General features: G+C 63.6%; 20 protein-coding genes. 14 read left to right on the top strand and 6 right to left on the bottom strand.

The window, feature by feature from the left end; genetic code table 11:
• Positions 1-1,248 precede the first annotated feature (1,248 nt).
• Genes ACLRGI_RS10195 through ACLRGI_RS10205 form a run of 3 tightly spaced genes read left to right on the top strand, consistent with a single transcriptional unit; the run spans position 1,249 to position 2,818 of the window.
• Positions 1,249-1,830, top strand: a complete 582-nt coding sequence (locus ACLRGI_RS10195; protein ID WP_419201562.1) for a tyrosine-type recombinase/integrase — start codon at positions 1,249-1,251, stop codon at positions 1,828-1,830.
• 3 nt (positions 1,831-1,833) lie between these two features.
• Complete coding sequence (locus ACLRGI_RS10200) at positions 1,834-2,346, top strand: hypothetical protein (protein ID WP_419201544.1); 513 nt, start codon at positions 1,834-1,836, stop codon at positions 2,344-2,346.
• Complete coding sequence (locus ACLRGI_RS10205; RefSeq protein ID WP_419201545.1) at positions 2,333-2,818, top strand: DUF6262 family protein; 486 nt, start codon at positions 2,333-2,335, stop codon at positions 2,816-2,818. Before ACLRGI_RS10200 ends, ACLRGI_RS10205 begins: the two co-directional genes overlap by 14 nt.
• 745 nt (positions 2,819-3,563) lie before the next feature.
• On the opposite strand, the gene merB is transcribed toward ACLRGI_RS10205, so the two are convergent.
• A complete protein-coding gene (gene merB / locus ACLRGI_RS10210) occupies positions 3,564-4,229 on the bottom strand; it encodes an organomercurial lyase MerB (RefSeq protein WP_419201546.1) in 666 nt (221 codons plus the stop codon).
• A gap of 41 nt (positions 4,230-4,270) precedes the next feature.
• Positions 4,271-5,713 (bottom strand): mercury(II) reductase, encoded by a 1,443-nt coding sequence (merA, locus tag ACLRGI_RS10215; protein ID WP_419201547.1) that lies wholly within the window; start codon positions 5,711-5,713, stop codon positions 4,271-4,273.
• Positions 5,714-5,964: 251 nt separating this feature from the next.
• Between merA and ACLRGI_RS10220 the strand changes: the two genes are divergently transcribed.
• The 8 genes from ACLRGI_RS10220 (at position 5,965) to ACLRGI_RS10255 (ending at position 12,749) form a co-directional block, all read left to right on the top strand.
• Entirely contained in the window at positions 5,965-6,354 is a 390-nt protein-coding gene (locus ACLRGI_RS10220) for a heavy metal-responsive transcriptional regulator (RefSeq protein ID WP_419201548.1), read from the top strand.
• Between the two features lie 479 nt (positions 6,355-6,833).
• Positions 6,834-7,094, top strand: coding sequence for a heavy-metal-associated domain-containing protein (locus tag ACLRGI_RS10225; RefSeq protein ID WP_419201549.1), 261 nt, complete (start codon positions 6,834-6,836; stop codon positions 7,092-7,094).
• Between the two features lie 67 nt (positions 7,095-7,161).
• On the top strand, positions 7,162-9,324 hold the full coding sequence (locus ACLRGI_RS10230; protein WP_419201550.1) for a heavy metal translocating P-type ATPase: 2,163 nt from the start codon (positions 7,162-7,164) through the stop codon (positions 9,322-9,324).
• Positions 9,325-9,430: 106 nt separating this feature from the next.
• Positions 9,431-9,877 carry a hypothetical protein gene (locus tag ACLRGI_RS10235; protein WP_419201551.1) on the top strand — a complete coding sequence of 149 codons (447 nt, stop codon included), beginning with the start codon at positions 9,431-9,433 and terminating at the stop codon, positions 9,875-9,877.
• Between the two features lie 145 nt (positions 9,878-10,022).
• A complete protein-coding gene (locus ACLRGI_RS10240) occupies positions 10,023-10,664 on the top strand; it encodes a DUF305 domain-containing protein (RefSeq protein WP_419201552.1) in 642 nt (213 codons plus the stop codon).
• A 296-nt stretch (positions 10,665-10,960) separates the two neighbouring features.
• Positions 10,961-11,527 carry a WD40/YVTN/BNR-like repeat-containing protein gene (locus tag ACLRGI_RS10245; RefSeq protein ID WP_419201553.1) on the top strand — a complete coding sequence of 189 codons (567 nt, stop codon included), beginning with the start codon at positions 10,961-10,963 and terminating at the stop codon, positions 11,525-11,527.
• Positions 11,528-11,679: 152 nt separating this feature from the next.
• Entirely contained in the window at positions 11,680-12,168 is a 489-nt protein-coding gene (locus ACLRGI_RS10250) for a hypothetical protein (RefSeq protein WP_419201554.1), read from the top strand.
• 167 nt (positions 12,169-12,335) lie between these two features.
• A complete protein-coding gene (locus ACLRGI_RS10255; RefSeq protein ID WP_419201555.1) occupies positions 12,336-12,749 on the top strand; it encodes a four-helix bundle copper-binding protein in 414 nt (137 codons plus the stop codon).
• A gap of 64 nt (positions 12,750-12,813) precedes the next feature.
• Here ACLRGI_RS10255 and ACLRGI_RS10260 read toward each other — a convergent pair whose 3' ends face one another.
• Positions 12,814-13,395, bottom strand: coding sequence for a TetR/AcrR family transcriptional regulator (locus tag ACLRGI_RS10260; RefSeq protein WP_419201556.1), 582 nt, complete (start codon positions 13,393-13,395; stop codon positions 12,814-12,816).
• A gap of 85 nt (positions 13,396-13,480) precedes the next feature.
• Between ACLRGI_RS10260 and ACLRGI_RS10265 the strand changes: the two genes are divergently transcribed.
• The 3 genes from ACLRGI_RS10265 to ACLRGI_RS10275 all read left to right on the top strand — a co-directional run bounded on the left by ACLRGI_RS10265 (position 13,481) and on the right by ACLRGI_RS10275 (position 15,930).
• Positions 13,481-13,648: a hypothetical protein gene (locus tag ACLRGI_RS10265; protein ID WP_419201557.1), complete on the top strand. Its 168-nt coding sequence runs from the start codon at positions 13,481-13,483 to the stop codon at positions 13,646-13,648.
• Positions 13,645-14,193 (top strand): DUF2269 domain-containing protein, encoded by a 549-nt coding sequence (locus ACLRGI_RS10270; RefSeq protein ID WP_419201558.1) that lies wholly within the window; start codon positions 13,645-13,647, stop codon positions 14,191-14,193. The genes ACLRGI_RS10265 and ACLRGI_RS10270 overlap by 4 nt, the downstream gene beginning before the upstream one ends.
• 627 nt (positions 14,194-14,820) lie before the next feature.
• A complete protein-coding gene (locus ACLRGI_RS10275) occupies positions 14,821-15,930 on the top strand; it encodes a tyrosine-type recombinase/integrase (protein WP_419201563.1) in 1,110 nt (369 codons plus the stop codon).
• A gap of 145 nt (positions 15,931-16,075) precedes the next feature.
• Here the strand turns inward: ACLRGI_RS10275 and ACLRGI_RS10280 are convergent, their stop codons facing one another.
• The 3 genes from ACLRGI_RS10280 to ACLRGI_RS10290 all read right to left on the bottom strand — a co-directional run bounded on the left by ACLRGI_RS10280 (position 16,076) and on the right by ACLRGI_RS10290 (position 17,597).
• Positions 16,076-16,735, bottom strand: a complete 660-nt coding sequence (locus ACLRGI_RS10280; RefSeq protein ID WP_419201559.1) for a DUF8317 domain-containing protein — start codon at positions 16,733-16,735, stop codon at positions 16,076-16,078.
• A gap of 75 nt (positions 16,736-16,810) precedes the next feature.
• Positions 16,811-17,086 carry a hypothetical protein gene (locus ACLRGI_RS10285; RefSeq protein WP_419201560.1) on the bottom strand — a complete coding sequence of 92 codons (276 nt, stop codon included), beginning with the start codon at positions 17,084-17,086 and terminating at the stop codon, positions 16,811-16,813.
• A 73-nt stretch (positions 17,087-17,159) separates the two neighbouring features.
• Complete coding sequence (locus tag ACLRGI_RS10290) at positions 17,160-17,597, bottom strand: hypothetical protein (protein WP_419201561.1); 438 nt, start codon at positions 17,595-17,597, stop codon at positions 17,160-17,162.
• Positions 17,598-17,891 lie beyond the last annotated feature (294 nt).

Here is a 17,891-nt window from a genome sequence, read left to right on the forward strand (position 1 = left end):
TGCCTCTCGGATTGGCCAAACGGAGTTCTAGACAAACCCCATCTTTCCCGATCCGACAGGCATTCTCTGTTTAAAACGCCGCTACAACCTCAACCCGACCGGTGGATCGAGGCTAAGGTCCCGGCGGCATTGGGGTGCATAGTTGAGGGGTGCCGCCGGGTGCATTTCGCGCTCGGGCTTTGCGACTTCCACCGGAATGCGTTCCTGAGGGCGAAGGGTTCGGGGCTGCGGGCCTCGACGCCCGCAGAATGGATCTCGGTCACCGAGCCGGTCCTTCTGAACAGGGAGAAGCGCTGCTTAGCTGGATGCGGGCACGATGCGACGTCGAGCGAGGGACTGTGCTCGAAGCATACGCGGCTTTATCTGAGCTGGGCCGGCAGGCAGCCGGAGGTTTCCGGGTCGTTTGTCGAGGACTGGGTCGCGAGGGAATACGAGCCGGAGGTCATCATTGATGGCGTCCCGACGACCTATGCGACCCGCGTCGCAGTCCCGTTTGCCTTGCTCCCAGAGCCGGTTCGCTCGGAGCTCTTGTTCGCGGTCCAGGCCCGGGACCTCGCAGGGATCTCACGGTTCGATGCCCTGCTGCTGCGGATGGTGTATTTGGACTTGCGCCGCCGTGGAGTGACCAGCGTCGTGGGCCAGACGTCGCTGGGGCAGCCGAAAGGCCATAAGCAGGTTCGGTTTCTCCGTGAGGACCTTCAGCGACGGATTGACGAGGCACATCGTGACTGGTCCGGGCTGGACCCCCGCGACGACCGCGTCCTCTACTTCGCTGACCTCGCTTTGCGGGAGTCCCAGCAGAGCTTCGGGCATAACGCCAAGATCGACCTGCGGGGCATCAGCCAGAGTTGGTTGGCCCAGTCCGTGGCCGCCTGGGCCAGACACGGCGGCCCGCACAACGTCCCCACGCTCTACTCGGCACAGCACGCTTGGACCCTGATAGACGAAATCCTTACTCTCCGCGGCACGCCGCCGACCGCGCTGGGAGTTGCGGACATGGATGCTGTGATCAAGGCGGTGCGGGAAAGGTGGCCGAGACAGCACCCGCAGGCCAAGGTCATTCGAATGGTCAGCCAGGTCATCGCCTTCGGCCGCCGTGACGCCTCGGTATCCCGTTTTTGGAAGGACGTCCCCGCCCAGTTCGCCGTTGAAGAGGCCCGTCACGCGGCGGCAGGCAAGCGTTCCCGGTCCGCAGCGAACGTGGACGAGCCCTTCCGCTACACGCCGGCCCCCATCATCGATTGGATCATGGACCACATCCAGTTGATTGACCGCGGCAACCCGTACACCACCGCGGAGGCCAGGGTCATGATTCACCTGCAGGAGCGGTGTGGGCGCCGCACCAGCGAGACCGTGCGCTTGAAGGAGGATTGCGTCTCCTATGACCACAGCGGGGCCCCTTACCTGAACTGGACCCAGGCCAAGCCGCCTTGGCAGCCCGGGCCAAGGCTTCCCATCCATCAGGAAACCCACGACATGATCCGCGAGTGGCAGCAGATCAAAGCCGACCACGGCGTTGTTTCCCAATGGCTGTTCCCAACCTTCAAAGGTACCTTGGACCATCACCGGGTCGATGCCTTCCTCAACCACCGTCTGCGCGATTTCCTGAAGATCCTTGCCTCGCAGGCACCGTTCACCGGCCCGATCGAGGGAGCGGAAGGCAACCTTGTTTATTTCGACCTCATCCGGATTGATCCGTATTCGTTCAGGCACGCGTTCGCACAACGGCTAGCGGACGCTGTCGACGAAAACGGAGTCTCAACCACACCACCTGATGTCCTGCGCGAACTGATGGGGCACAAGAGCCACGGCACGACGATGGCTTACTAAGAGGTGACCGCAAAGCGCCGAAAGAAGGCGATGGCCTCGCTGCCGACACGGCGGCTGGACATCAACGGCCGGGTCGTTCCCTTCGACCGGGAACGGGAGGGCTTCGGCAAGATCGCGCTCACCGTGGGAACATGCACCGAACCCCAAAACGTCGCCGCCAACGGCCACTTCTGCAGCGTTGATTACGCCTGCGAGGCGTGCCCCTTCTTCCTCGTTGACCCCTTGGAACGCGATGCCATGGAAGCCAAACGGCTCCATCTGAAGGTCAAATACGAACGCGCCCGCGCCATTCAGACCCGCCAGCACGTACTGGACTACCTGCTCAAGCGAATTGACGACTGCTCATCCCTCATTGGAGCCATTGACGCCTACATCGCATCCCTTCAACACGCCGAACGCCAGAAAATTGAAGAAGCCCTGGCAGCCATGGCCGACATCCGTGCCAGGGCGGCCCTGCCGCGCAGGATCGACCTGCGCGGGATCCTTCAGGAGGGCGTCTCCAGTGCCGGGCAGTAGCGGGCAGGCTCTCCGGGAGCACCGGCAGGCGATGTCCGGGCTGAAGAAACAAGCCGTCGGCCAGACTCTGCTGGCCTTGGCCGGACGAGGGGCGGCGATCACCATCTCCTCCGTGGCCAGGGAAGCAGGCGTATCCCGGGAATTCATCCACAGCCACCCCGAACTGCACACCGCCGTCAAGAAAGCAGCCCACAAAGTCAGGGAAGCGCGGAATCGCGACCAGGTCCTGACAGCAGCTGCCTCCGCCCGTGGCGCAGCAGCGGACCGCTTGACCTTTGTCGCGGAAATTCACCGCCTGCGGGGACTGGTGAAGGAACAAAAGGAAAGCATCAACGAACTACGCACCCAGCGGCGCCGATGGCTCGGAGCGCAGTTCCCCGACGCCGGCCACGTCGACCCGGCAGTCCACGCGGAACTGCGTTCCGCCAACGAACCGCTCATGTCCGAAAAGGCAGGGCTAACCAAGGGCTAACCAACACCATCAACGATCTTCGACGGACCATCAACGCCCTCAAACACGACCTCGACGCCGCCCGCGAAGCCTTGGCCCAGGAGCTTGCAGAACCGAACCGGACAACGCTGTCGCTAACGGCACGACTCAGCCGGGCTGAACGCGATTAGCGCGTTTCAGAGTTTGGCAGTCTCGTGACCCATGCCATCCACCCGTCTCGAAACGCTAGTGATTCGAGGCACCGAGGTTTAGAGACACCGAATCCAACTACTGGCCATGGGCGCCGGGCGATTCACTCTCACCTATCCCGGAACCTGCCATCAACTTTCTGTGGAATGGCGTTCAAACGGACAAAGATGCCGTCTTTGGGATAGCCACAGGGTCCTTCGCGCCAGCTTCCTGCTCCGTGAAGTCGTTCAGGTGCGTTCCCGGGGCCGCAGCGCCACCCACAGACCGCACCTGCGGCAGATATACGCTGGCTCGGAGCCAAGGGCATGGAGTTTCCTGCGCGGAAATGCCCGCCCACAGCATGAGCACCGGAGCTCGGTTTCAGAGGCCATATTTCGCCTTGGCTTTCATTAATTGTTCGATGGTCGGAGTTCACGTGAGCAGGCCGCCCGCGGCGACCTGCCCGCCGGTCCCCGTGCCAGGAACGGCAACATCGAAATGTTCGTTCACGGTGACTCCTGCAAATGGCTTGATCTTTCGGGTTCTGCTCGTCAAACGTTTTTTCAGCACGCATGGTGGTGACCGAGGGCTCCTGGTGTCAGCAGCTGCAGCTGTGGACCTGGTTCCCCGGTTTTCCGGTTTCCTGCGCGTCGGTCTGGGAGAGCATTTTTCCGGCCATGTCCGATGCGAGCCGGTACGCCTCCCCTACGGGGATGACAGTGCCCTCGGGGTGGTCCTTGAGCCAGGGTTCGGCTTCTTCAGGTGAGGCGAAGAAATGGACCTGGTTGCAGAACGATGAGCGGACCGAGCTCATATCTTGGGGGTTGATCAGGGACACCACGGCCGTGGCGGGTTCGACTTCGGTGACGCCGGAGCTGCCGACGCGCAGGCGCACGGGGGTGCTGGCGGAGTCATAGGCGGATTCGATCCGTGCGGAGGCGCCCAGAAGGGTAGGGAAGATCAGGGTGTCCAGTGCGCACCAGGTGTAGAGCTGTTCGCCGTCCACTTCGAAACGGTGCCGGGTCGGGCGCTGGGTCAGTCCCATGCCGACGATCCGGCCTGATCCGTCGTACTCGGCGTCGGTCATTGCCTCAAGGGCGGCCCGGACTTCCTCGACGGGGCGGCCTGTGGCGGCGGCAAGGTCCGCTGCGTCTACAGGGTCGCCCAGTGCCAGGAGTTTCAGCAGCGGCAGCCACAGCCAGGGCTGCATGCCGGTTTCGGAGGAGGCGAGGCGGTCGGTGACCTGGCTGACGTTGTTCGTCATCGTTGTTTCCTTTGAGGGGATTGAGCTGGAGCTGGCGTGGGTCAGGAGGCGCAGCAGGAGAGTTTGGAGACGTCGGTGGTGAAGGACTGCGCGGCGATTTTGATCCCTTCGACCATGGTCAGGTAGGGGGACCAAAGGTTCGCGACCTGCTCCACGGTCATGCCTGCCTCCAGGATGTACACCCCGGCGGCGGCCAGGTCACCGGCCTCCTTGCCGACCGCGGTGATCCCCACGATGCGGCCGGTGCTGTTGTCGGCGACGATTTTGATGAAACCGCGGGTGTCCCGGTTCACCAGTGCCCGGGGCACGTATTCCAGTGGCAGGACCCTGCATTCACACCGGATGCCCGCTTCGTTGGCTTCCTTATCGGTCATGCCGACCGCGGCCAGTGTCGGGCTGGTGAATGTCACCCGGGGCAGGTGCCGGTAGTCGATCTCGCGGCCGGCGTTGTTGAAGGCGTTCTCGACCATCAGGGTCCCGTGGGCGGAGGCGACGTAGACGAATTCCCGATGCCCAGTCACGTCCCCTGCAGCCCAGATCCTGGGGTTGGAGCTGGCGAGGGTGTTTTCAACCAGGATCTGGCCGGTGTCCCCGGTTTTGACGCCGACGGCATCCAGGTTCAGTCCGTCCGTGACGGCGCGGCGCCCGGTGGCTACCAGCAGCTTCGCGGCCCGGAATTCTTCCTGGCCCCCGGCGACCGTGGCGGTGACAACGACCTCTGCCCCGGCCGGATCTGTGCGGGCTGAGGTCACGGTTGCGCGACGGACCACGCGGATTCCCTCGTCGGCGAAGACGCTCATCAGGGCACGGGAGGCTTCCGGTTCCTCGTGCGAGGCAAGCCGGGAGCGGACCAGCAAGGTGACTTTCGATCCGAGGCGGGCGAAAAGCTGCGCCTGTTCCAGGGCCACGTAGCCGCCGCCGAAGACGATCAGGGACTCGGGCACCTCGTTCAGTTCCATGGCGGTGGTGGAAGTCAGGTAGTCGACTTCATCCAGTCCCGGCACCGGGGGTGCCCACGGGGCCGAACCGGTCGCGACCAGATAGTGGGCGGCGGTCAGGGAGTCGCGCGCACCGTCGGGTCCGGTGACTTCCAGGACAGGTTCCTCCGGGGTGCCTGCGAACACCGCCGTGCCATGGCGCAGGTCCCACCCGTAGTCGGCGGCCAGATCCACGTATTTATCCGAGCGCATGCCCTCGACCAGGGAACGTTTCCCGTCTATCAGCGCCGCCATGTCCACCGGGGCCGCTGAGGTGCTGATCCCGGGGAACCTTCCGCTCGCGTCCAAAGCGACGTGCCGGGCTTCCGCGGCGGCCAGCAGGGCTTTGGAGGGGATGCACCCGGTATTCACACAGGTCCCGCCCACCGTGGAGCGTTCAATCATCACGACGCGCTTGCCCAGCTTCGTGGCCCGGATGGCGGCGGCGAAGGCGCCGCCGCCGGAACCGATCACGGCCAAATCAAAGTCCGGTGCTGCCTCAGGCATTAGTCCTCCATGGAGTCTTGGATGAACACTGCGGCGTGTTCGTCTTGTGGGTGCTGTCCCCAGTCTGCACCTTCCCCTGCGCGGGAAGGTCAAGAGCCGGGGCGAAGAGCGGGGTGTTTGCTACGGAAGTGCGGTTTTGAGAAATGCCTTCAGTTCGGGTGCGGAGCACGTCGGGGTTTGGCGCCCCTGCGGAACCTTCCAGTAAAATGGAAGGATTATGTGCGGTTTCGGAACGAAATTAGGGACCCGGAATGCGAATTGGTGAAGCTGCAGCCGCTGTCGGTATGACAACCAAGGCGATCAGGTTTTATGAGGATCGGGGGTTGCTCCCGCCGGCTGAACGCTCCGCGAACGGCTATCGTGCCTACGCGCACGACACCGTAAGCCGCCTCGAATTCATCCGCCGCAGCCAGCTCGCCGGACTGTCCCTGGCGCAGATCCAGGGCATTCTGCGGGTCCGCGATAACGGCATAACGCCATGCACTCACGTACGGGACGTGCTGGGGAAACAGCTGATGGATCTGGATCGGCAAATCGCGGAGCTCACCGCGCTGCGGGCGACCGTGGCCGAACACTATGCGACTGCTGAAGCAGCCGATCCGGAGTGTTGCGACGCGGAACAGATTTGCAGCTACGTTTGACCCGTCTTCAGGCGTGACCGCTTACCCGGCCCCTGCGGCAGTCAGTGCGTGATGCTCCGTCCCCCTAGGAAACCATAGCCGTCTCACAACCCTTGGGTTTTGAGACGCGGAGGATTCGAGACACTTGATCAGGGATGAGGGGGGTTCCGACTGCCTACAAAACGTCAAGTGTGCCGGGGGCATACTAAAAGCCGGTGATGCAATGCCCCAGGGCATTGAATCACCGGCCTTCGGTGGATTTCCACAACGGCGTATCGGAGTCCCGCGGTTCAGCGGCTTGCATAATATACCCCCTGGGGGTATATTCGAGGTGTTGTCAGTGAAGTGGTATGTCCCGGCCGGTGCCCTGCACCGCCTTTCACAGCCGTTCAACCCCAGCGCCCATCGATCCTTCGTCTTCAAGGAATGGAAACTGACATGTGTGGAATTCAAAACCGTACTGAACTGCCTCTCGCTTCAGCCGCTTCGGGCTGCGCCTGTTGCTCCACCGAAGCTTCGGCGGCCTCCACGGCCACGGTAGCACCCGTACCAGCGGGACCGAATTCGCCGTCGAGGGCCTGACCTGCGGACATTGCGCCGAGACCGTCCAGAAGGCCGTCTTAGGACTCGAGGGTGTGGAGTCCGCGTCGGTGGACCTCGTTCCGGGCGGTCGCTCCCGTCTGACTGTCAGCGGTGAAGCAGACAGTTCCGCTGTGCGGGAGGCTGTTACCTCCGCCGGCTACACACTCATCAGTAACTGACCACTCCAAGCTCATCCGGCAGCGAGCCTGCCCGAAGTGAGGCGGAGTCTCCTCTCAAGGAGGAACCATGGAAGACCACACCCAGCACCACGGCGGGCACGCCAGCCACAACGGCCCGCATGTGCCTGTCACTGAATCCCACAGCGCGCCCCCTGCATCGGCCGCCACGGTCACGGTTACCGAGCACGGCCGCGGCCACCACGAGGGCCATGGCGGGCAGGATGACCGCGCCGTCCACGCCCATGGCCAGCACGCCGGGCATAGCACCGCGATGTTCAAAAACCGGTTCTGGCTGACCCTGGCCCTGTCCGTCCCGGTCGTATATTTCAGCCCGATGGTCGGGCACATCCTGGGCTATATGGCCCCGATGTTCCCCGGCTCGGCCTGGATCCCGCCCGTCTTGGGCACGGTGATCTTCCTTTACGGCGGCCAGCCCTTCCTCCAGGGCGGATCGCGGGAACTGAAGGACCGCAGGCCGGGCATGATGCTGTTGATCGCCATGGCCATCACGGTCGCGTTCGCCGCGTCCTCGGTCACCACCCTTGGCATCGGCGGGTTTGACCTGGACTTCTGGTGGGAACTGGCCCTGCTGGTGGCCATCATGCTGCTGGGACACTGGATCGAAATGCGCGCCCTAGGCTCGGCGCAGGGAGCGTTGGATGCCCTCGCCGCGCTGCTGCCGGACGAGGCCGAACGCGTCACCAACGCCGGTACCGAAACCGTGCCGGTCTCCGAGCTCCGGGAAGGCGACACCGTCCTGGTCCGCTCCGGCGCCCGGATGCCCGCTGACGGAACGGTGGTGGGCGGCCAGGCCGAGTTCGACGAGTCCATGATCACCGGTGAATCCAAAACCGTCCCCCGGGGACCCGGGGACACTGTCGTGGCAGGAACCGTCGCAACGGATAACAGCGTCCGGGTCCAGGTCACAGCCGTCGGGGAGAACACGGCACTGGCGGGCATCCAGCGGCTTGTCGCCGAAGCGCAGGCGTCCTCCTCCAAAGCCCAGGCCCTGGCCGACCGGGCGGCGGCCTTCCTGTTCTACTTCGCCGCGGGCGCGGGCGTGCTCACCTTCATCGTCTGGACGCTGCTCGGGAGCGTCCCGGAGGCTGTCACCCGGACCGTCACCGTCCTGGTGATCGCCTGCCCGCACGCCCTGGGCCTGGCCATCCCCCTGGTCATCGCCATCTCCACCGAACAGGCAGCCCGCGCCGGGGTGCTGATCAAGAACCGGATGGCGCTGGAGCGGATGCGCACCATCGACGTCGTCCTGTTCGATAAGACCGGCACCCTCACCACGGGCGAGCCGGAACTGAAGGACATCGCGGCCGTACCCGGCGGGAACTCTGACGCGCTGCTGGCACTTGCCGCGACCGTGGAGTCCGACAGTGAGCACCCCGTGGCACGGGCCATCGTCCGGGCGGCGCGGGAGCGGAACCTGAGTATCCCGCAGGCCACTGACTTCAGTTCCCTGACCGGGCGGGGCGTCCGCGCGACCGTGGATGGCCGGACTGTCCATGTTGGCGGGCCTGCGCTGCTGCGTGAACTGGGTGCCACCGAACCCGACGCGCTGGCACAATCCACCAGCGCCTGGATGGGCCGCGGCGCGGCGGTGCTGCACGTGATCGACGGACACGAGGTTCTGGGAGCTGTCAGCCTGGAGGACAGCATCCGCCCTGAGTCGCGGCAGGCCGTCGCGGCGTTGCAGCATCGAGGGGTGAAGGTCGCCATGATCACCGGTGACGCCCGTCAGGTCGCCCGGGCGGTGGCTGAAGACCTGGGCATCGATGAGGTGTTCGCCGAAGTCCTTCCGGCGGATAAGGACAAGAAGGTCGCCGAGCTTCAGGCCAGGGGGATGAAGGTTGCCATGGTCGGTGACGGGGTGAACGATTCCCCGGCACTGGCACGGGCCGAGGTCGGTATCGCCATCGGCGCCGGCACGGATGTGGCCATGGAATCCGCCGGGGTTGTCCTGGCCGGGAATGACCCGCGGGCTGTGTTGTCGATGGTGGACCTGTCCCGGGCCAGCTACGCCAAGATGTGGCAAAACCTGATCTGGGCCACCGGCTACAACGTCCTCGCGGTTCCTTTGGCGGCCGGTGTCCTGGCCTTCGCCGGGGTCGTGCTGTCCCCGGCAGCCGGTGCAGTGCTGATGTCCGTGTCCACGATTGTGGTGGCACTGAACGCCCAGCTGCTGCGGAGGGTGAAACTCAATCCCTCCCAGCCACGTTGAACAAGAAGCTCTGATCCGGCAGGGATACCCCTGCCGGTAGGCTTAAGGATCTGAACAACCTGCACGGAAGGGAGGAAACGTTGTGAGCTCACTATCTCGTGGACCCATGATCACTTTCCTCCTTCGTGCGGGCTTCCTGACGGCGGCTCTGGCCATCATTGCCGGCATCTTCGGCATGCACATCATCACCGGCGCACACCATATGAGCGCCGCGAACAGCATGCCGGCAGCACCCGCCCAGTCAACCGTGCATCTGGAAAGCCTTCCCGCCGGCCATTCCCAACCACCGGGGGCGTCCACGGACGGGGCGGTGGTTGCCCAAGCGGCAGCGGGGGCGTCTTCGTCCTGCGCCCCTGACGGGTCCTGCCCCGAGATGTCCGCCGGCGGCAACGCTTGCGTGCTGTCCCCGGGAAACACCTCGCTTTCGGCCCCTGCGCCGGGAACAGCAACCGATGCCCTACCGGACTTTGGTGCGGCGGCTGCAGTCAGTACCCACTATTCCTACTCACCGGAGACACCCGCTCCCGGTGACCTCTGTATCAGCCGGACGTAAACCAGCACGACGCGCCGTGTCCTGCCCGGCCCGGCTTCGAGCTACCTCGGCACGCATAAAACAGGCCGCCCCGCTCGGGGGCCGTCACTGCATGCAATCCACAAGGCGCTACGCGCCGCTGATACTTTTGAGGACCCTGATTTCCATGATGAAGACCCTGACCGTTTCCGCTGCCGCGATCGCAGCAGCAATCGCCCTCGCCGGCTGCGCCGCCGGCACTGAAGCCGGAAGTCCGGCGACCAGCAGCATGCCCGGCATGAACCACGGCGGCTCGACGATGCCCTCGGGTACAGCGTCGGCAACCTCCGCCGCAGCTTCGGCTGAGTTCAATGACGCGGACACCATGTTCGCGCAGATGATGATCCCGCACCACACGCAGGCCGTGGCGATGAGCGAGACCATGCTCAAAAAGGAAGGCATTCCCGCCGCCGTGACGGAGCTGGCCACCAAGATCAAGGACGCGCAGGGACCGGAAATCGAGAAGATGACCGGCTGGCTTGAAAGCTGGGGACAGCCCACCGCGATGCCCACCAACATGCCGTCCGGGCACAGCATGTCCGGGATGATGGGCGAGGAGGACATGGCCAAACTCGAGGCTGCGCAGGGCACCGAGGCAGCAAAGCTGTTCCTGACCCAGATGATCGCCCACCACGAAGGCGCGGTAATGATGGCCAGGACCGAAACCACCGACGGAAAGAACGCTGACGCGGTCCAGCTCAGCAAGGACATCGTCAGTGACCAGGAAGCCGAAATCCAGGAAATGAAAGACCTGCTGGCCACCCTCTAGCGAGCACACCACCCGGCACCGGCCCCGTCCCCACCGGGGCCGGTGCCTCCCCCAAACCCATTTCCCGGACCACTCTGGAGTTCCCGTGCCCCTGCACCTTATAAACCGAGGCCGTCCCGCCGCTGGATTCACCGCGGCCGCCGCCCTCCTGCTGACCTTGTCCGCCTGTGCCTCCGGCACAACAGCCGGCACCGCATCTACTCCCGCCGCGGCTGGCCTGCCCAGCTCGCACGTCCACGGCCTGAGCGTGAATCCCGCAACAGATCAGGTCGGTCCTGCTTGCTACCCATGACGGCTTGTTCGACCTCACCAAGTCCCCCGTCACCCGGATCGGTGACATCAACGACTTGATGGGCTTCACGGCAGCAGCTGACCATGGCGTGTTTTATGCTTCCGGGCACCCTGGCCCCGGCTCGGACATGCCCAACCCCATGGGCCTGGTCCGGTCCGCGGACGGCGGAAAAACGTGGGAGCAGCTCTCCCGCCAAGGCGAATCGGACTTCCACGCCCTCGCCACAGCCAAGTCCGGAATCGTCGCGTACGACGGAACACTGCTGACCAGCCCGGACGGAAAAACCTGGTCCCCTGCCACCGCCGGGTTCGTCCCAGCCGTCTTGGCCGGAAACCCGGAAACCGACACCGTTCTCGCCACCACCCGCGACGGGCTTCAACGCTCCACTGACGGCGGGAAAACCTGGGAACTGAACACGCAGCTCCCGTCATCCAATTCGTTGCGTTCGCCGGCGGCACCGAAGTCATCGGCGTCGAACCCGATGGTTCAGTCCAGTACTCAGCAGACGCCGGCAGCACCTGGACCCAGGCAGGCCGGATCGACGGACAGGTCCAGGCGATCACCGCAGTGAAAAAGACCGACGGGAAACCAACGATCTGGGCCGCCACCACCGACGGGCTCGTCGTATCAACCGACGGCGGCAATGTCTTCCGTACCCCTCCCACTGTCCAATGATCCCCGCCGGGTTTGTTGCCTGATCGCGGCAGTGTAGGCGGCGTACTCATGGAGCATCCGGAGAGGATCTGGTTCGTGGACCTCGCCACGCTGCGGGACGTGGTCGTGGACAGGGAGGCAGTCGAAGCCCGGCTGGAAGGCTGCACCGACTTGGAACGCGTGTGGGTTCTGTCCCTTCTGGGCCGGGGTGAAGAAGCAGTCAGCGAAGCCCAACAACTGCTGGCCGCCTCCACGGACCCGTTCCGTGCCCTGCTCGTTCTCGCCTATGCCTATCAGCGGCTGTATCGCTGGCGGGACGCCGCCCGGGTGCAGGAACGTGCCCTTCGCGCTGCACGCACGACATTCAGGGAAGCCCAGGTCCGCCATCAGATCGGGCGGCGGCTTTTTGATGAAGGCCTTTACCTCGCTGCCGCAGCCGAGTTCGAGTGGGCGGCTGACCTGTTCAAAGCGGCCGGACGTCCCCGCGCCGCCGTCACCTCCTACCGGGCCAGGAAACGGGCCAGAAAGATTCACCGGCAAAGCCGGCTCCCCGATTAAAGGGGGAGTTACTTACCAGCACGAGGACAGCCATACTGGCGCATAACAGCACAAGGAGGAGTGGAAAGGAGGCGCACAGGAACCCAGGCCCGGGACCGCACAAACAAAATTCATGCGGGGCCGGAACATTTTTCAGCTACTCAAACCTTTGGAAAAGAGAGTGCACAATGACCCACGGAACCACTCACAAACTGCTCGACGCCTACCCCAAGGACCTTGGCGGCATCGACCCGCACAAGCTGGCCGAATGCATCGCGGCCTGTTTTGACTGCGCACAAGCCTGTACAGCCTGCGCTGATGCATGCCTCAGCGAGGACATGGTGGCCGAACTGACCAAATGCATCCGCACCGACCTGGACTGCGCCGACATATGCACCACAACAGGCAACATTCTCTCCCGCCATACCGGCTACGACGCCAACATCACCCGCGCCGTTCTCCAGGCCTGCGCCACCGTATGCAAAGCCTGCGGTGATGAATGCGAACAGCACTCCGGCATGCACGAGCACTGCAGGATCTGCGCCGAGGCGTGCCGGCGCTGCGAGGCCGCCTGCAATGAACTCCTCGCGTCCCTCGGCTGACTAAGAGCCTTGATCAGCCGCTGAACCATCGTCGTGAAGGCCCGCCACAGCGCGGGCCTTCACCTCAGGCACCCGAAGAATGGGCGGGATGCAGGGCGCCTATGGTGACTTTTACGAGCCTGAGCACCGTCGCATGCGAAGTCATTTCAGTTGCAGCCCCAAGGGCATGCAGACAAAAGGCCGCGAGCTCGTCCGGGGCAACGTCCGAGCGGAAAGCCGCCGCGTCCGCTCCCGCTTGAATGAGCTCTGCGAACATATCCTGAAGGTGTTGCTGAGCCTGCCCTGCGTGTCCTGCCTGATGCAGGCGGGCCGCGTTCGCATCATCGCGGCCCGAGCGGGACAGGAAAGCATAGGCATGTAAAACGGCCTCGAGCTGCTGCGCGGCACCGGCAGTTTGATCTTTGATGCGGAGCAGTTCATCCAGATGCGACTGGACCTGGCGCTCATGCCAGGCCAGCAGGATGGACTCCACGTCTGGGAAGTACTTGTAAAGGGTCGCCCGGCCGATACCCGCCTCCTGGGCGATCGCAGACATCGTGACCCCCAACGTGCCGTGACCGGCAAAAAGGTGCGCAGCGGCGTCAAGAACGGCACCACGCACAGCGTCCCTGTGGGTCTCGATCGTCTCATTCCAAAGCCTTGGCATACCCGAATGCTACAACCTGACACAGAATAGACACAGTGGCTGGTTTCGATACATACTGTTTTACAAAACTTATCGAAGGATCCCCATGACACACCCCGGGCCCAACCCCGATTCAGGCACTGAGAGCAGAGAAACCCCACGGCACAAGACGCCGCGGTGGGTGAAGGCATTTCTGGTCGCTGCTGCCGTGCTGGTGGTCGCCATTGCTGTCATACACCTCAGCGGCGGAACGGTCATGAACCACACGCCATGAAACTAATGCCCCCCGCGGTGCGCAAGGCGGCGCTGACCGTCCACATCATCTCCTCCGTGGGCTGGCTCGGTGCCATCGCCGCGTTCCTGGTCCTGGCCATCGCCGGCCTGACGTCCACGGACCCGCAGCTGGTCCGTGCGGCCTATGTGGGCATGAACCTCATCGGGTGGATGATGATCTTCCCGCTCAGCCTGGCCTCCCTGATCTCCGGCATCGTCCAGGGCCTGGGCACCGTGTGGGGCCTGTTCCGGCACTACTGGGTCCTGATCAAACTCATCATCACCGTCCTGGCCACGGCCCTGTTGCTCGTACATCTCCAACCGGTCACCGCAATGGCCAAAATGGCCCTGGCAGCAGACCTGGGCCCTACGGACATGAACGGAATGAGGATCCAACTCGTCGCCGACGCCGGAGCGGCGATACTGGCACTGCTCATCACAAGCATCCTGTCGGTCTACAAACCCCGCGGACTGACCCGGCACGGACAAAAAGTCCTGGACAAACAACAGGCTCAGACCCGGCCAGCCAAGGGCGCCAACGCATAGGGGAGCGGGGAGACACTGCCGCAGGCTGGGCATCCATGAGGCTCGTTTCGCAGCCCGGCGCACCGCCCGGAGCGAGTCAACGGATGCTTGACTCCCCAGCCAAATACCGAAGGCTTTTCGCCAGTACCTGGGATCTACGATGGCAAGGGCAATTCTCGTAACTATGTCTCGCAACCTTCAGGCGAGAATGGAGTGCTCATCGTTAGTTATGAGACAGGTGGCGCCCAGTCTCTGGCTGAAGGAGTTCAATCCTCGCCAGGTTTCTGTGCGGAGGTCCACCTGTAACTCCAATACCGCAAGCCAATGGCTGACAATGCCTGACACACGCAAAAGGCTCAAACAGTTCACCCGTACAGCTGACAGCGTCTGCGGGGCTAGATAACTGGAGGGACCTGGGCGCGCACACCTTCGCACAGCTCAGGAAAGATGCGGTTCTATTGGGTCTGAAAAGGGTGTCGCGGACGTCGCATCTTTGTACTTCCGTTTGTGTCCGGCACTGCAACTATCGGTGTGTCGGGCACGTCTTTCACGTCGCGAGTTCTAGCATCCTTCGCATGAGCATCATCTCTGAGATGAGGTGCAGGGGGTGATGCGGCCATGGCAAACTTCAGATCATTTCTCGTGAGAATGCCCTCAGAACTGCGCTACTGGACCGTGCTAGATCCAGGCCAGCATGTAGTGGTTGAAGCGGATGACTTCCTGCTGCACCACAGGCTGGGCCGAGATGGCGCCGAGTCCACCAGCCAGTCATACGCTGCTTCGCTTGCATTGTTCTTCGACTGGGCTGAGTCAATTCGTAGGCCCTGGCAGGAGTGTGCTCCGTATCTTGGTCGCTTCGTTTACTGGCTCCAGCACTATCGCCAGGACCAAATAGCCGCCGATCGCAGCGAACTGGTGCGTGGTCCACGGCGAGTGAATGCGATCATGGCTGCAGTTCGCAGCTTCTTCCGGCATGCGGCCGCCGTGGGTCAGCTGGACCCGCAGGTGCTGGGAGTGGTTTACGAATCCTTCGACAGCTACGCCGTGAACGAAGCAGAACGGGGTGCACATCGTCCACGCGCAAGGGCCCGGCATCGGTTGTCCGAGCCGCGCTCCGCGATCGTAAATGCTGAAGGGGAGGACATCGTTGGCCTGATTCGAGCATCCCGTAACGCCCGTGATCGCCTTATTGTCATTGCGATGTGGCGGATGGGTTTGCGCAGGGGCGAGCTGGCCGGTCTGCGCCGTTCAGACATCCATTTTGTGCCGGATGCTTCCCAGCTCGGTTGCGGCTTTCGGGGAACGCATCTGCACGTGGTGCGAAGGACGAACCCGAACGGCGCCTGGGCAAAATCCCGCCGGCAACGAGTCGTACCGGCTGATTGGATGACGGTTCAGGCCTATGATCAGTACATCGCCGAGCGGGAACGCTTAGATCCTGCCGGGCGGTCGGACTTCCTGCTCGTGAAACTATTTGCCGATCCCTTGGGAACACCCATGAGGCCGGGCGCTATCAATGAACTCCTGACCCGACTGTCGTCACGCGCCGGCCTGAAACGACCCGTTCACCCCCACATGCTGCGGCACAGCTTCGCCACCAACATAGCGGCGCACGGCGGCACCGCGGACGTGCTCAAAGAACTCCTAGGTCATGCCTGGATTTCATCGAGCGAGGTGTATCTACACCCATCACCTGAGCGGCTCCGTGCCGTCGTCGAGCGGGTCCCGGCACCTCGAACGACTGGACAAGAACAATGAGCTACTTGAGCAGCGGCAGCCGATTCCGAGTCGATCCGGTAGCGCCGAACCGTGAACTGGACGTGCTTCGTGCCGCTTTGCGGCCCGACTTCCTGACAGCAGCCGGTTGGAAGGCCGACGAGCAAATCCTCGCGCCACCGCGAAATCATCCCGTACTTGGAATACGAGAGTGCGCGCGGAAGGAATGCAGCACCAGCGTCGCGACCCCCGGCCATGATCTCTGCCCCGCCTGCCGTCGTGAATTCCGTAAGGGCCACCTGTCCCTTGAGGAGTTCCTGAACACAACGAGCGGACGACCGGTACGCGGCGAAAGATTCTGCCTCGTCACAGGTTGCCCGCGCCCGACCAGCCAGCAATCGGGATTGTGCCTGGCGCACAACTTCCGGTTCCAGCAGCACTCCTCATCAACCGTTGAGGAGTGGATCCAGGCCACCCGGCCCACGCCGATGTCCTCCTTCGGGCCGTGCCAGGTTCCCTCCTGCTCCCGGGTCGCGGCAGTTCCGAACAGGCTTTGCCACCCGCATGCTCGACGGTGGAGCGGGGCCCGGCAGGCAGTCCCACCTCCGGATCTGGAAGTCTGGGCTCGATCGCAGGAACCGCCGGCCGATAGCGGCCGGATTGTGGCGTTCAAGGGCCAGACGGCAGGCCGTTCCTCCGTGGCTTCGAAAACGGGGTCGATGCCCTCGCCGATGACGGTTACCTCCATGACGCGGGCGGAAATGCCCTGATTGGAGAAGTCCGTGCCCAGGGCGTCACGGTAAATCAGGGCGGTGATGCCTTTGGGGGCTGCGGTGGCGTTGCTCATGTGCTGGCTCCTTTGAAGTGGTGGGGGATGTACTGCCCGGCTCTGGCCGGGCAGTACATCGGTTCTCAGTTCCTGCTAGCGGAAGGTCGGACGATGTTCTGCGGCGAACAGGACGGCTATGGCTTCGTTGTGCCAGTCCAGTGACGCGTATTGCCGGGTGGTGTCCAGTTCGGCGGGGTTCACATGGGCCTCGGTGATGACGGCTGCGGCCATGCCCCGGATGTGCGCGGCGAGGTCTTCGGCTGCGCTGGCGCTGTAAGCCACGGGGGACTTCTCCACGATTGCCGCGAGGGTTTCGAGGAAGACCACGGCTTGGGCCGGACTGTTGGCGATGCTGCGGTTTTCGGTCATTGTTCCTTGGTCCTTTGCTGGTGTGGTGCCTTGCCGGGCGGCGGGGGTCCGCCCGGCAAGGAGTCGAGGGCTGTTAGGCGGCGGCTGCTGCTTGGAACGTGGGCGGGATGCGGTAGCGGCTGGGAAGCTCCGCGGCGGCTTCGGGCAGGTCTGCCGGGCCTTGGGCTTGCCCGTTCTTCCAGTGGGAAAAAGCCTCTTCGGTGATCGCGTCCCAGTACCGGGCCTTGGTCCGGTAGAACGTCGTTTTCACGTCCCCCTCGCAGTAGGTGGCCATGCCGAACAGGTTGCCGATCCCGTCGGCGGTGCGGGTTCCGGCGACCATGACAAGGGGCCACTGGCCCAAGTCCCAGCCGTCAGATCCCCAGCTGGGGATCACTACCCAGCCGTGTTCTCCGATGAGTTCCATCCAGTCGTAACCGCCGTTCATGTGGTAGTTACCCAGCACGGTGACGCCGTGGATGGTTTCGCCGGTGTCCTCGGTCGTGATCGTCTCAACGCTGATTGCGTTCATTGGTTTTGTGTCCTTTGCAGAGGAATGGGTGAGGGAGCGGTGTGACCCGGCCAGCTACTTTCTTTCCTCCCCCGTTGTTTTTTGGCTGCTGGCGAAGCTTGCGGAGCTGTGGCCGACGGAGGCCTGTCTACCCTTGGGCAAGGTGTGGGAAATTCCCGGAGGAAATAAGCGACGCAGGAGCGCCGGAGGGAAATTCCTGCACCGCAGGCCCCGGAGCCTGCGGAGGGGCTAGACGGGGCGGAGCGGACACATAGAATCCGAAGGAATCTCAATGATGTTGTCAACGGATTCCTG

The sequence above is a fragment of the Paenarthrobacter sp. PPS72 genome (assembly GCF_048537125.1).
GTDB classification, from domain to species: Bacteria; Actinomycetota; Actinomycetes; order Actinomycetales; family Micrococcaceae; genus Arthrobacter; species Arthrobacter nitroguajacolicus_E.

Bases quoted from the DNA above. Each gene is read 5' to 3' on its own strand.
- ACLRGI_RS10230 (WP_419201550.1), top strand. From the start codon at position 7,162: ATGGAAGACCACACCCAGCACCACGGCGGGCACGCCAGCCACAACGGC.
- ACLRGI_RS10220 (WP_419201548.1), top strand. From the start codon at position 5,965: ATGCGAATTGGTGAAGCTGCAGCCGCTGTCGGTATGACAACCAAGGCG.
- merB (WP_419201546.1), bottom strand. From the start codon at position 4,229: ATGACGAACAACGTCAGCCAGGTCACCGACCGCCTCGCCTCCTCCGAA.
- ACLRGI_RS10235 (WP_419201551.1), top strand. From the start codon at position 9,431: ATGATCACTTTCCTCCTTCGTGCGGGCTTCCTGACGGCGGCTCTGGCC.
- ACLRGI_RS10255 (WP_419201555.1), top strand. From the start codon at position 12,336: ATGACCCACGGAACCACTCACAAACTGCTCGACGCCTACCCCAAGGAC.
- ACLRGI_RS10265 (WP_419201557.1), top strand. From the start codon at position 13,481: ATGACACACCCCGGGCCCAACCCCGATTCAGGCACTGAGAGCAGAGAA.
- ACLRGI_RS10260 (WP_419201556.1), bottom strand. From the start codon at position 13,395: ATGCCAAGGCTTTGGAATGAGACGATCGAGACCCACAGGGACGCTGTG.
- ACLRGI_RS10270 (WP_419201558.1), top strand. From the start codon at position 13,645: ATGAAACTAATGCCCCCCGCGGTGCGCAAGGCGGCGCTGACCGTCCAC.
- ACLRGI_RS10250 (WP_419201554.1), top strand. From the start codon at position 11,680: ATGGAGCATCCGGAGAGGATCTGGTTCGTGGACCTCGCCACGCTGCGG.
- ACLRGI_RS10290 (WP_419201561.1), bottom strand. From the start codon at position 17,597: ATGAACGCAATCAGCGTTGAGACGATCACGACCGAGGACACCGGCGAA.
- ACLRGI_RS10240 (WP_419201552.1), top strand. From the start codon at position 10,023: ATGATGAAGACCCTGACCGTTTCCGCTGCCGCGATCGCAGCAGCAATC.
- ACLRGI_RS10275 (WP_419201563.1), top strand. From the start codon at position 14,821: ATGCCCTCAGAACTGCGCTACTGGACCGTGCTAGATCCAGGCCAGCAT.
- ACLRGI_RS10280 (WP_419201559.1), bottom strand. From the start codon at position 16,735: ATGAGCAACGCCACCGCAGCCCCCAAAGGCATCACCGCCCTGATTTAC.
- ACLRGI_RS10285 (WP_419201560.1), bottom strand. From the start codon at position 17,086: ATGACCGAAAACCGCAGCATCGCCAACAGTCCGGCCCAAGCCGTGGTC.
- merA (WP_419201547.1), bottom strand. From the start codon at position 5,713: ATGCCTGAGGCAGCACCGGACTTTGATTTGGCCGTGATCGGTTCCGGC.
- ACLRGI_RS10195 (WP_419201562.1), top strand. From the start codon at position 1,249: ATGGACCACATCCAGTTGATTGACCGCGGCAACCCGTACACCACCGCG.